The following is a 13,304-nucleotide window of genomic DNA, read 5'->3' as shown; positions in this document are numbered from 1 at the left end:
CGTTTCGTGATCCGGTGCACAGAACATCCGGGCCACGCCTCGCTCGTCGGGGCGCTCGTTGCCGGTCTAGCCTGGGCGACGGCCTCGGGGTCGGCCGCGGCGCAGCCCTGGACATTCGATGAGCCGCCGATCGAGGTGGCCGGGACCTCCGCGGGCGTCTTTCATCAGATGTCGTCCGCCGGGCGACGTAGCCTTGCGGTTTCGGACGGGATGGTCGCGGTGGTCTGGGACGACGAGCATGCAGGCGCCCCGCGCGCCTACCTGGCGCTGAAAGATCCGACGACGGCCGGCTTTGCCCCCGCGATCCAAATCAGCGGCGAAGGCGAGGCCTTCGAGCCCGCCGTCGCCGCCCTGTCCGATCGCCGCTTCGCCGTGGCCTGGGAGGAGGACGGACGGATCCTCGTGCGGCTCGCAACCCCGGAGGGACTCGGACCGCCCGTCGAGGTCAGCCCCAAAGGAGCACAGGTCAGCCTTGACGCCTCCGACGGGGATCTCGTCGCGGTCTGGGCGGATCGGCAGACCGGCACCGCACGGATCATGACGGCGACGCTCGGCCGCGACGGCGAGCTCGGCCTGACGGTGACGACGCGCTGTCCGGCGGACGCCGTCGCCCCGGTCGCCGATCAACTTGTCCCGACCGCTGCGCAGGTCGGCGAACGGCTCGTGGTCGCCTGGGAGGATCGCCGCCCCGGCCACACCATCATCATGGCCACGGCAAGCGCACCCGGTCAGCCCTGCCGTTTCGACCCGCCGGCGCGGATCAGCGAGGACCCACCCGGTCCCGAGCTGCCGTTCGGCGCTGGTCACGGCGTCGCACGTGTCGCGGTAGCACCCTATGGCGCCGATCGCCTGCTCGCCGCCTGGGAGGACAAGCGCAACTTCCGTCACGGCTACGACGTCTATGCCGCGCACTTCGGCCCGGACGGATTCGGCCCGAACGAGCGGGTACAGGACGACTTCGGCGAGCTGTCCGCGCAATGGCACGTCAGCGCAGCCGGCCACCCCGACGGCACCCTCGTCGTCGCCTGGACCGACGAGCGCGAAGGACAAGGCGACATCCTCCTGAGCTGGTATGCCGACGGCACCTGGAGCGAGGACCTTGCGCTTCCCGGGGCATCCGGCCCCGATGAGCAGGGCCATCCGTCCGTCGCCCTGGACGACGCCGGCAACCTCCACGCCGCCTGGGTGACACGCGAGACCAAAGGCGGACCGACCCGCATCCAATACCGCTTGGGGCTGCGCGCCGACTGACGCCCGAGCAACGCAGCTCAACCTGAGCCGATTTCCGGCAATGAACATCTCGACTGCCCACGCCTGTGGGCGAATTCATTCGCCCACAGGCCCGCACACCCTGTCCATGAAATCACCTGAAAGCCCGCAAGGACACGCACGAGATGCTCAGCCGCAGCCCGACCAAGGTCCTGATCCTCGTTCTCTTTCTGCTCGGCTACTGGGCAGTGGGCCTGTACCCCTTCACCTTCGAGCCCCCGAAGCATGTCGTGAATCAGGCCGAACGCACGGCCGACGGAGGCTTGTCTTTCCCGGGGGTCGGCATCGCACGTACTCCCGGCGCTCCGGAGTGGTTGCGTGGCCTACAACACATGAGCCTGTTTGAGGTACGGCTCGTCGCGCGCACGGACGATCCCGATCAACAGGGTCCGGCCCGTCTCTTCACCATCTCCGACGGTGTTTCCGATCGCAATCTGACGCTCGGACAGGAGGGCGAAGATCTCGTCATCCGCGTCCGCCGCCCGGGATCGGACGCCAACGGCACGCCCGCCCTGCAGGTTCCCGGCCTCTTCCGCGACGCCGACTGGCATGAGATCCGCCTGCGACTCGGGCCCGATCGCCTGACCGTGACGGTAGACGACAAGCCCCGGGGCGATCTGCCGCTATCCGGCTCGCCGTTCCCCGAATGGAATCCCGACTACGCGCTTGCGATGGGCAACGAGCTTCCCTACGGGCGGGCTTGGACGGGCGAGATCAGCGCCGCCTCGGTCGAGATCGACGGCAGCACCATCGATTATCTGGATCCCGCCGAGATCGTGCTCCCCGGAGGCTGGTGGGAGGTCAAGGCGTTCGATCCCTGGGACCTCGAACAGAAACAGCCCTACTACGCAAACGCCGACATCTACGTCAACTTTTTCGGATTCATCCCCTTCGGCGCCCTGCTCGTGCTCCTCTTCGGACGCCGCCTCTCCATCGGGCACATCATGCTCCTCGGAGCGGCCTTGAGCCTCTCGATCGAGACCCTGCAGATCCTGCTGCCCCGCCACCCCTCGGTCACCGATCTCGCCCTCAATACCATCGGCGCAGGGGTCGGTGCCGCTCTCGCGCGGACGGCAATTCGGAGCGGCGCAAGCGCCTGAATGCAAATCCCCGTCGGCTCCGAAAGCATCGAGCGCAGGCACCATCGACGTGGCTCTTTGCCGCTTTTTCCGAGGACCGCCGCTCCGGTTCTCCCCCGGTTTCCCGCTCGGCGGGCGGCATGTCTTGCTTGAGTCTTTCGCTCTGAGTAGGATCAGGTCTTACGTTTCGTGGGCACGGCTTGTCTACAACATCATGGAAACAACACGTCTTTCCAACAATGGACAGGTCAAACTGCCCAAGTCCATTCGGGAACAGTATCACTGGCCGGCGGGCACCGAGCTCGAGATCGAGGAATGTCCGGACAGCATTGTTTTAAGGCCAAAGAAACCCGTCCCGACAACCTTGCTCAGTGATGTGGTGGGCTGCGCGGGCTACCGAGGTCCGGCCAATTCCTTGGATGACATGGACGAAGCAATCGCTTGGGGAGTCAGCGAAAGCCATGCTCGCAGTCGATATACCGGTCTCATCTGAGTTTTTCTCTCAGGAGTCTAGCGCAAGCTACTGAAGCTTGGCTATCATTGCTGCCATGGTCGACTACAGGCTCACATCGGAGGAACTGACGCAGTTGCGGGCAGCGCACCGGCGCACGCGTGACCAACGCGAGGCCGATCGCATCAAGGCCGTCATCCTGCTCGCCTCCGGCTGGCGGGCCGAGGACATTGCCGAGGCCCTGCTGGTCGACCCCAATACGGTGCGCACTCACTTCAAGCGCTATCGCGGCGGTGGCCTGGAGGAGTTGCTCAAGGTCGAGTATCGCGGCAGCGATGTGCAGTTGAGCGAGACCCAACTCGATCGGCTCGATCTGCATCTTCAGGAACACCTGTACCTCTCGGCCAAGGACATCGCAGCGTGGGTCCAAACCGAATGCGGGGTCACCTATACTCCCGGCGGCATGACGGCCTTGCTGCATCGCCTCGGGTTCGTCTACAAGAAGCCCAAGCTCGTTCCCGGCAAGGCCGACCCGGAGGCCCAGCGCGCCTTTCTCGCCAAGTACGAAGAGCTCAAGAAAAACAAAGGCCCGAACGACGTGATCGTGTTCATGGATGCCGTGCATCCGCAGCACAATCCGGTGCTGGGCTACGGCTGGATCAAGCGCGGCAAAGACCACGAGGTACGTTCCAACAGCGGGCGTCAGCGCCTCAACATCAACGGCGCCATCGACTTGGAGCGGATGGCGCCGGTGGTGCGCTACGACGACACCATCAACGCCGACTCGACCATCGCGCTGTTCGATCAGCTGCTGTTGGCCTATGCCTACGCCGCGTGCATTTATGTGATCTGCGACAACGCACGCTATTACCGATCGAAAGCCGTCCAGGCGTACCTCGAGGATTCGCGCATCACGCTGGTGTTTCTTCCTCCGTATGCTCCGAATCTCAATCCGATCGAGCGATTATGGAAGCTCTTCAAGAAAACGACACTCTATAATCGCTATTATGAATCGTTCGGCGATTTTCGGAGCGCTTGCGAAGGCTTCTTCAACAATTCGCATCTGTATCGTGATCAAATGCGCTCATTGTTGACCGAGAACTTCGCGATTGTCGGCGAGTGAAAGTGCCGAAAATCTCGCATTCGGTGAGTATACTAACGTCGTCGTGCGGATTGTCGCTAATGACGATCCCGAGCAGAGTCCGAGAGCCGTCGCGCTATTCGAGCGGGAGCGTATTTTCCTCACCAAGACGGTGCTGCTGGAAACCGAGTGGGTGCTCAGGTTCTCCTACAAGCTATCCCGTGAGACCGTCGTATGTGCTTTGCGAAAAGTCATCGGCCTTCAACAGGTCGAGGTCGAAACGATAGGCGTTGTCGCCAAGGCGCTCGACTGGCATGAGCAGGGTATGGATTTTGCGGAGGCGCTGCATCTCGCCGGCAGCACAAAGGCGATCGAATTTGCAACCTTCGATGAGAAGCTGATTCAGCTCGCGCAGAGACTTCAAGCGAAGGGGATCGTAGCGGTTTGACCGCTAAGGCTATTTTCGGGAAAGGAACGACCAGCCTGTAGGTGCGAATTTATTCGCACACACGCCGGTTTCGCCGGCGAGACGCTCGGCGAGGCCACCGTCCGGCCTGTGCGAATAAATTCGCACCTACATCCGGGGATGCGCAGCCGGGATGATCATTCCCGGAAATCACCTAAGATGCGGGAACGATGTAGACGCCCGAGTGCAAAACCGCCGGCGGTACCGGAAGAGCCCCGGGCCGGAATGAGGGAGCGCGAATCCCGGCGTCCGCCGCCGCTGACCTCCAATGATCGCAACAGGCATCATCCACGCGAACACCCCCGACCGCCTATTCAGGAGCCCACACCGGCATGGCCATGGACGACATCGCAAACATCCCGAGTTTGAACGACCCGCCCGAGGACGACGCCCTCTCGCCCGACCTCATCGAAACCTTCATCGCCCGCTGGGCAGGCGCGACCGGCACCGAGCGCGCCAACTACCAACTCTTCCTGACCGAGCTGTGCGCGCTCCTCGGGCTGCCCCAGCCGGACCCCGCCCGGCAAGACACACACGACAACGCCTATTGCTTCGAGCGCCGCGTCGTCTTCCAGCACGGCGACGGGACCGAGAGCCACGGTTTTATCGACCTCTACCGACGCACCTGCTACGTGCTCGAATGCAAACAGACAGGCTTGAGTCTCGATACCGGCGGCTGGGACAAGGCGATGCTGCGCGCCCACGGTCAGGCGGTGCAGTACGTGCGCGCCCTCCCCGCCGCCGAGGGCCGCCCGCCCTTCGTGGTGGTCGTGGACGTCGGACGCAGCATCGAGCTCTACAGCGAGTTCAGCCGCAGCGGCGGTGCTTACATCCCCTACCCGGACCCGCGCTCGCACCGCATCCGCCTGGACGACCTGCGCCGCCCCGAGATCCGCGCCCGGCTGCGTGCCGTCTGGCTCGACCCGCTGAGTCTCGACCCCACCCGCTACGCCGCGCACGTCACCCGCGAGATCGCCGTGCAGCTGGCCCGGCTCGCCGTCTCGCTGGAGTCCGCCGGACATCCGCCCCAGACCACCGCGGCCTTCCTGATTCGCTGTCTCTTCACCCTCTTCGCCGAGGACGTGGGACTCCTCAAGCAAGACTGCTTCAGCGAGCTGCTGCGCTCGATGCGCGACAGCCCGGCCCAATTCGTCCCCATGGTCCAAGCGCTGTGGCAAGACATGGACCGCGGCAGCCCCTTCTCCACGGTGCTGCGCGATCGCGTCCTGCGCTTCAACGGCGGACTGTTCGCCGACCACACCGCGCTGCCGCTCGACCGCGACCAGCTCGATCTGCTCATCGATGCCGCCGGCGCCGACTGGCGTCACGTCGAGCCCGCCATCTTCGGGACACTCCTGGAGCGCGCCCTCGACCCCCTGGAGCGCCACCGGCTGGGCGCCCATTACACCCCGCGTGCCTATGTCGAGCGCTTGGTGATCCCGACCGTCATCGAGCCCCTGCGCGAGGACTGGACCGGCGTGCAGAGCGCCGCCTTCGCTCTGCATGAGCAGGGCAAGGACAGCGAGGCGATCCGCCTGGTCTCCGCCTTTCAGGTCGGACTCGCCAGCATCCGCGTCCTGGATCCAGCATGCGGATCGGGCAACTTCCTCTACGTCACCCTGGAGCACCTCAAACGCCTGGAGGGCGAGGTGCTCGACACCCTCCAGTCGCTCGGCCAGCGCCAGACCCTGCTCGAGCTCGAAGGGGTCAGCGTCGACCCGCACCAGCTCCTCGGCCTGGAGCTCAACCCCCGCGCCGCCGCCATCGCCGAGACGGTCCTCTGGATCGGCTATCTGCAATGGCACTTCAGAACCCACGGCGCCGTGCATCCGCCCGAGCCCATCATCCGCGACTTCCGCAACATCCAATGTCGCGACGCCGTGCTCGACTACGATCGGGTCGAGTACGTGACCGACGAGTCCGGCCGCCCGGTCACCCGCTGGGACGGGCGGACCATGAAACGCCATCCCGTCACCGGAGAGCAGGTCCCGGACGAGACCGCGCAGGCGCCGCTGGAGAGGTATGTCGATCCGCGTCGTGCCACGTGGCCGGAAGCGGATTTCGTGGTGGGGAATCCGCCGTTTATCGGCAACAAACGGATGCGCCTTGCACTGGGCGACGGCTATGTGAAGGCGCTGCGCGATGTCTGGACCGAGGTACCCGGATCGGCCGATTACGTCATGTACTGGTGGCATCGAGCCGCGGAGATCGCGCGATCCGGCGCGCTCAGGCGCTTCGGACTCATTACGACCAACAGCCTGACGCAGAGCTTCAACCGACAGATCATCGACGCTCATCTGACCGCGGCCGAGCCGCTGTCTCTGGTTTTCGCCATCCCCGACCATCCCTGGGTCGATTCCACGGATGGCGCCGCGGTGAGGATCGCGATGACAGCCGGTGCCCCCGGAAATCGACCGGGGGTTCTATTTCGCGTCGTGGCAGAGAAGTCTGAAGGCGGCAGCGAAGGGGTCGAGGTCGAATTGGACCGCGCAGAGGGGCCGATCAACCCGGACTTGAGCGTCGGCGCAGACCTCTCCGCCGCCGTGCCGCTCCGCGCCAATCTCGGACTCGCCTTCACCGGCATGTATCCGCTCGGCCAGGGATTCGTGATCCAGGCGGAGGACCTCGTCAAAGCCATCGGGACGGATGTCGGGACCGAGCAGGTCCTGAAACCCTTTGTCATTGCCCGCGATCTCACCCAGGTCGACCGGCGGGCGCGCATCATCGACTTCTATCCGCGGACGATGGAGGAGGCGCGGGCAGAGTTTCCCTGCCTCTTCCAGTGGGTGCTTGAACGGGTGAAACCGGAGCGGGATCACAATCCGCGACCGGTGCGGCGCGAGAACTGGTGGCGATTTGCCGAACCCAACCCGAGCCTGCGCAGGGCGATCGATGGTTTGGACCGGATGATCGCGATACCGCGCACCGCCAAGTGGTTCAGCTTCCAATTTGTCTCGATCGACACGATCCCCGATACCGCTGTCGTCGCGGTGGCGTCCTCCGATCCACTCCTGCTCGGTGTGCTGTCGAGTCGCGTGCATCTGTGTTGGGCAATGATGGCCGGCGGCCGATTGGGCGTCGGCAACGACCCCCGGTATCAGCACAAACAAACCTTCAATCCATTTCCTTTTCCGGCTCCCCAAGAGCCGGAAAAGGATCCGATCCGGCAGCTTGCCGAAGACCTCGACGCCCACCGCAAGCAGCGCCAGACCCTGCACCCGACCCTGACCATGACAGGGATGTACAACGTCATGGAACGCCTGCGCCGGGGCGAGCCGCTCGACCCCAAGGAGCGGATCATCCACGAGCAGGGTCTGGTCTCCATCCTGCGCCAGATCCACGACACGCTGGATACCGCCGTGCTCGCGGCCTACGGCTGGTCCGACCTGACCGCGCCGTTGCTCGCCTCCGCGCCGGGGAGCGAGCAGGCGGCAGCGATCGAAGAGACCATCCTGCAACGCCTGGTGGCCCTGAACACCGAGCGCGCCGCCGAAGAGCGACGCGGCCTGATCCGCTGGCTGCGCCCCGACTTTCAGAACCCTGGACAAGCCACCGGCGACACGGGCAACGTCCGCACCGGGGCGGAAACCGCCGACACCCAAACCATCGCCGCCGGCTCCAAACGCGACTGGCCGCGCACCCTACCCGATCAATTCCTCGCGCTTCGCGCCGCACTCGCCGCCCGGCCCGGCCCGGTCGCCGCCCCGGAACTGGCCCAAGCCTTCACCCGCACCCCGCGCGCCAAGGTCGGCGAGCTGCTTGAGATCCTCGTCACCCTCGGCCATGCCCGCCGCCTCGACGACGGCCGCTACCTCCCCGGCTGAACGCGATTCGGCGAGAGAGGCTCGCCGTTCGACATGGCCGGCCGGGACGCCGCTAGCGCGACGTTCGCCGAGCGCCGACATAACCCGGTCCCACTTTCCAGCGGGCCGGGACCCCCGCCGTCGGTTTCGAATGCAGCTCGCGAATGACCCGGCGTGCCCTGCAGGACTCACCGCCGAGGAGCTTGCCGAGGACACAGCGAACTCTTGAATGCTGGCGATCAGCAACACCTCACCGTTGCTCTACTTGCCGAGACGGACCGCACCGGACGGGCCACCTCGACCGTTTCGGAGGGCTTTACGGAAGCGTCAGCCTGGAAACGAAGGGTCAAGACGAAGGGCAACCCTCAATTAAGTGGCTTACCGCTGCTGAATCGCCTAACATTCGGTTTAAAAAGCCGGGCGCGGTTCAATGTCGTCGCTCAACCCTCGCATCGCGATAGGCGCACCCGCTTTACGCGAGATCGTTAGCGCTTGCAGAATGGCTAGCGCAGGATACTGATTTAGCCTTCCGAATTGAGAGAGTGACGATTGGGAAGCCCTAAGAATGACATTTGATTGGGATGAAGACAAAGCGACGCGGAACCTGGCAAAGCACGGTGTGGCCTTCGATGAGGCCATGAGCGCTTTTGATGATCCGCTTTTCATCGACTTCTTCGACCCGGAGCATTCGGAAGACGAGCATCGCTATATCAGGGTCGGAAGCTCAGAACGAGGACGCGTTCTAGTTGTCTCATATACAGAACGCAATGGCGTCATCCGTCTAATCAGCGCCCGATCCGCAACCAAGAGGGAGCGACAAACATATGAAGAAAACTAAGCTTGACCAAGAGGATGATCTCCTACCCGAGTATGATCTGAAAGCGCTCCGCGTTAGGAAATTCGGCCCCGAGCGCCGCATCTTCCCGCAACACGGTGTAGTTCTTGCGCCGGACGTCGCATCCGCTTTTCCCGATTCCAACTCAGTTAACGAGGCATTGCGCTTCTTATTGAGAGTTACAAAGCAGGGGGAGGCAATCTCTCATACCCAGGAAAGGCGACCCTAGCAGGGCAATCGCATCAACCTCGGCTAATATTTGGAGAACCTGATGGAAGAAATCGTAACGGAAAAGTAACGGAAAAGGGACCAGGCTTAATTAGATCCTCATCCTTCTTCCGGATTTAATTGAACCTGACCCCTTTTCGCTCTTTTCCGGAGCGTGATCGGCGTCCGTTTCCGAACCCGCCGACGACCGCAAACCGCCAGGTGTCGGGGCCGGGGGACAGGGCGCGGCGACAGCACCCCGGGCCGAGCCGATACAATTTCCTATCTATAGGGTGAGGCGCGCATCCCTCGGCGCCGTACCGGGATCGGATCAGTCCAACGCACATTTATCCGCCGTGCGCGACCCGCGTCTCCCCACAATCAGGGGTCACTGCCACGCGCACGCCGGATAAATGCTTATTCGTTAGGCATTAAGAAGTCACGATGAATTTTCCAGACGATATTGAGCAGCTAAAAAGAAAGGTTGAGAAAATTATCGACCCTATTGACTCTGCTGCAGAAAAAGGGACGAAGGCAGAGAAAGACTTTTTATTTACCGCCTCTCGCACTGATGCGGGGAGGTCTTTACCTCCTTATTATCTGGTCTATTTTCTATTTGTAGATCTCCTTGGTTACAAAAATCTTGGTCAATTTGAGAAGGTTGCTTGGTCAGTTCCGATTGACTACAACGGGACCGCTTATCTGTTAGAGCACAGAAAGCTAGGGATGGGGCTATTTGCGTCAGATAAAGAGAATCAAGAGTCTGAATGCCGAGAAATTGTTAATAAAATAACGAAAGCTGTTAGAGTCGCTAGCCCATATTTTGAATGGCTTGCAAGTGAAGCTGCAAAGCGTTCTGATCTGAATGTGCTAAATCATAGCCTGCGGCTACATGATAGATACGCGTTTCTTGTAACTGAATATAAGAAAACAATTCAAGAAGCAAACTCTCGTAAAGATGAAATAATACGAAAAGAGTACTTTAGCACTTCATGGGGCATTGAGATTCCGTACTATGGCCTTAAGAAGGAATCTGAATGGTTAGCAATATCAGCAATCGATGCGTTTTATAGCTTTACTGAGCATGTATTTATTCATGCAGCTATTTTGAAAGGCATGTTGTTAACTGGCGAAGATGTGGCAAATTTAGCTGACAAGGACTGGGCCACAAAATTCAAGTCATGCCTTGATATCGAGGATCAAGATGTAAAATCCCACTATGATCAACTAGTTTCTATAAAACGGCAGATAAGAAATTATGTTGCACATGGTGCTTTTGGCAAAAATGGTGAAGCTTTTCAAATTCACACTGGCGCGGGCGCAGTGCCTCTTCTTATGCCGCACCAGAAAGGAAGCTCCCGGTTTTCCATGCAGAGTGGAATTGAATTCAACGAAGCGGAAGCAATAAAAGCTGTAGAGGAGTTCTTGAGCTTTTATTGGGAGTCCAAGATGTTCCCGGAAGTTATCTACATGCAGAGTAGCCTGCCAACCATTCTTCCTTACGCGACAGACTCAACTTACTCCAGAGCCATGGCTTCAGTTGAAGATATGGAGGAATTTGTGGAGTATCTATCAAGGATGCATGACGATGCCGGGAATATGGATTGGTGAGACATGTCGGAGTTGGAGTTCCGGGGAGTTCCGGGAGTTCCGGGAGTTCCGGGAGTTCCGGGAGTTCCGGGAGTTCCGGGAGTTCCGGGAGTTCCGGGAGTTCCGGGAGTTCCGGGAGTTCCGAGTTCCGAGTTCCGAGTTCCGAGTTCCGAGTTCCGAGTTCCGGGGACAGTTTACTTAACTGAAGGCCCGCGCGGCAAAATGAAGAGAAGAAATCGCCAAACATTTTCCCCGGCGCCGACCCAATACTGCGCACCAAGCTCGGCGCAGGATTTCAAGGCCGTTTCAGCGCAGCATTGGGCTAGACAGCACGTCGGGCTCCAAACGAGGGACAGGGGCAGATGCCTATAATATCAATGTTCTACGGAATTTTGATACGGATGTTTTTCTATGACACGGACAAGCACAGTGCTCCTCACATTCATGCTGAGTTTCAAGGTCAAGTCGCCGTTTACTCCATATCGGACGGAGAATTCCTCGCTGGCAAGCTGCCTCCGAAGAAGCACAAAATGGTCGTAGCTTGGATTGCCATCCACGAAGATGAACTAATCGCCAATTGGGATCTCGCGGTCAACGGAAAAAAGCCTTTTCCCATCAGGGGACTCGATCAATGAGAATCGCTGAAGTCATACCTTTAAGTGAGCATTTCCTTCTCATTGCTTCTGACGAAGGTGCGACAGGGCTGTTTGATATGAAGCCTTATCTGGAAGGGGAAGTCTTCGCAGCCCTCCAAGATTTTGAGGAGTTCTCCGCTATTCACAACGGAGGGTATTTTATTGAGTGGGCCTGTGGCGCAGATCTTTCTGCAGATACCATTGAGGCACATCTGATGCCAGCGCCACCAGAGATCGCCCAGCAATTGGCTCAGAGCCGACCCAATACCGCGTACTCAGCTCAGCGGTAGAGCTCAATGTCGTGCCAGCGCGGTATTCGGCCGGCTAGCGTATCGTTGAACTCATCCGCTCCGCGAGTGTGCGATCGCGCCAAGATTCAATCTCTTCGGACTGCAGATCGATGGGTTCGAATTGGGGATCCGCGCGCATCTCCCGAATTGCGTCCCAGAACGTTGGCCGGACCGCACCTCGGCTCAGGCGACCGTACTCGGCTTCCGAGAGCAGCACGGCGGCGGGTAATGTGCACCGTCTCGCCGCGCTCGGCCTGGTAGATGAGGTGGGTGAGCCGGTTCCTTCCCTCGGCAATCGATGTCTCGGCCGTGGGCTTACACTCCTGCTAGGTTGTGGCCATGCTACTGCACATCCCGTCAGGACGACGACGCGGGCTTCGGAGTCGGCAGGGAGCGGCAAAGGGGCAAGCTCAGTTCACGCCCGCTCGGTCTGTCCGAGAATCGGGAGATCTGACGGCACCCTGTCACGGACGGCAATTCCGTCGGGGTCCCGTGCCCCCGGTGCTCTTTGGCGTTGACAGTCCGCCGCGGATCCCGGTGCTCGACTTGCGGGCGATGTCCGGGCGCCTGGACGTCGGAAGCCGGTCAGCTATCGATGGCTCCCGGGACCACCGTCTGTCTTCTCGGCCGGTGCCGAGACCTGGATGGCGATGACCGCGCAGATGGCTGCGATCGGGACAAGAAGGGCGAGCACGCCTGACCGGAGGAAGAGTATTCCGCACACGATGGCGCCGCTCAGGTAGACCAACCAGATGAGGCCGTTGCGCCAGGGTAGGCGGTCAGGCGGATGTTTCGCATCGGACTCGGCCGGCCGGATCCGGGGACGTCGGTGTCGAGCGGCGCGGATCCAGCGGACATATCCGGTACTGAAGGTGGCCAGCATTCCGGTGATGTAGGTGGTCGAGGGACCCTGCAACCGGAGTACGGCCGCGCTTTGGACCCCCATGGCCAACGCGGCAAACGCGACCACGGCGACTGCGGAGCGGCCGGCGGTGGGCTCGGCCGGCAACCAGAGCATGAGGAGGGAGATCAGGAGGAGGATCTCGATCAGCAGCGCCGGGAGAATGCCGGGTTCGCGCCGATGGCTCAATGGCGACCAACCACAGAGAACCTCCCCTGCAACCGCGCCAGCGACGAAGGCAGCGACCGAGACGGCGGCACTCGAGCCGGTCTCGGCATCGCCACGCGCAACGGCAACCGCCAGCAGAACCGTGTTTCCCGTCTGGGCCGCGGTGAGGACATTGAAGCCGAGGATGACCATGGCGTCCACGCCGGCTGCGGCCAGGGTCAGCAAAAGGGGAGAGATCTCGGAGCGCCAACTCATGTGCATTCCAAATCCTGTGCGCCGGATTCATGTGCGCCGAGGTCGCAAGCGATCGGGACGGGGCGCTCGGGGACCCGACTCCTTGGCGATGGTCGGTGGTTTCTCGGCGGCAGCACCGAGTGGCCCGGGGTGATCCCGTCCGATGTCGAGATCGGCGACGTGGAGGCGCTTGCTCGGCGCTAACGAGCATGCAGGCGTGGCGGCACCCCGGAAAATGAAAGATGCTGCGCGGGAGACCGTGCAGTGAGGTCGGTCAAGTGTTTGGCGACTCGAT

General features: G+C 61.4%; 11 protein-coding genes. 10 read left to right on the top strand and 1 reads right to left on the bottom strand.

Annotation, left to right across the window (positions count from 1 at the left end):
- Window positions 1-6: 6 nt before the first annotated feature.
- From BLV04_RS00075 to BLV04_RS00020, 10 genes are all read left to right on the top strand, one after another.
- Complete coding sequence (locus BLV04_RS00075; protein WP_139191830.1) at window positions 7-1,251, top strand: hypothetical protein; 1,245 nt, start codon at window positions 7-9, stop codon at window positions 1,249-1,251.
- Between the two features lie 143 nt (window positions 1,252-1,394).
- Window positions 1,395-2,369: a VanZ family protein gene (locus BLV04_RS24720; protein ID WP_175534422.1), complete on the top strand. Its 975-nt coding sequence runs from the start codon at window positions 1,395-1,397 to the stop codon at window positions 2,367-2,369.
- Between the two features lie 193 nt (window positions 2,370-2,562).
- Window positions 2,563-2,841, top strand: a complete 279-nt coding sequence (locus tag BLV04_RS00065) for an AbrB/MazE/SpoVT family DNA-binding domain-containing protein (RefSeq protein WP_093027817.1) — start codon at window positions 2,563-2,565, stop codon at window positions 2,839-2,841.
- Window positions 2,842-2,878: 37 nt separating this feature from the next.
- Window positions 2,879-3,922 (top strand): IS630 family transposase, encoded by a 1,044-nt coding sequence (locus BLV04_RS00060; RefSeq protein ID WP_245731624.1) that lies wholly within the window; start codon window positions 2,879-2,881, stop codon window positions 3,920-3,922.
- Window positions 3,909-4,328, top strand: coding sequence for a type II toxin-antitoxin system VapC family toxin (locus BLV04_RS00055; RefSeq protein WP_093026895.1), 420 nt, complete (start codon window positions 3,909-3,911; stop codon window positions 4,326-4,328). The genes BLV04_RS00060 and BLV04_RS00055 overlap by 14 nt, the downstream gene beginning before the upstream one ends.
- A 350-nt stretch (window positions 4,329-4,678) precedes the next feature.
- A complete protein-coding gene (locus tag BLV04_RS00050) occupies window positions 4,679-8,170 on the top strand; it encodes a class I SAM-dependent DNA methyltransferase (RefSeq protein WP_245731623.1) in 3,492 nt (1,163 codons plus the stop codon).
- A 544-nt stretch (window positions 8,171-8,714) separates the two neighbouring features.
- Window positions 8,715-8,987, top strand: coding sequence for a BrnT family toxin (locus BLV04_RS00045; protein ID WP_093026893.1), 273 nt, complete (start codon window positions 8,715-8,717; stop codon window positions 8,985-8,987).
- A gap of 648 nt (window positions 8,988-9,635) precedes the next feature.
- Complete coding sequence (locus BLV04_RS00035; protein ID WP_093026889.1) at window positions 9,636-10,802, top strand: hypothetical protein; 1,167 nt, start codon at window positions 9,636-9,638, stop codon at window positions 10,800-10,802.
- A gap of 341 nt (window positions 10,803-11,143) precedes the next feature.
- Window positions 11,144-11,416 carry a DUF4160 domain-containing protein gene (locus BLV04_RS00025; RefSeq protein WP_175534421.1) on the top strand — a complete coding sequence of 91 codons (273 nt, stop codon included), beginning with the start codon at window positions 11,144-11,146 and terminating at the stop codon, window positions 11,414-11,416.
- Complete coding sequence (locus tag BLV04_RS00020) at window positions 11,413-11,706, top strand: DUF2442 domain-containing protein (protein WP_093026883.1); 294 nt, start codon at window positions 11,413-11,415, stop codon at window positions 11,704-11,706. Before BLV04_RS00025 ends, BLV04_RS00020 begins: the two co-directional genes overlap by 4 nt.
- A 589-nt stretch (window positions 11,707-12,295) precedes the next feature.
- On the opposite strand, the gene BLV04_RS00010 is transcribed toward BLV04_RS00020, so the two are convergent.
- Entirely contained in the window at window positions 12,296-13,030 is a 735-nt protein-coding gene (locus BLV04_RS00010; RefSeq protein WP_175534420.1) for a DUF1275 family protein, read from the bottom strand.
- Window positions 13,031-13,304: the final 274 nt, after the last annotated feature.

This window comes from Thiocapsa roseopersicina (genome assembly GCF_900106925.1).
In the GTDB taxonomy this organism is placed as follows: domain Bacteria; phylum Pseudomonadota; class Gammaproteobacteria; order Chromatiales; family Chromatiaceae; genus Thiocapsa; species Thiocapsa roseopersicina.
This window is presented reverse-complemented; position numbering and strand designations above follow the sequence as displayed.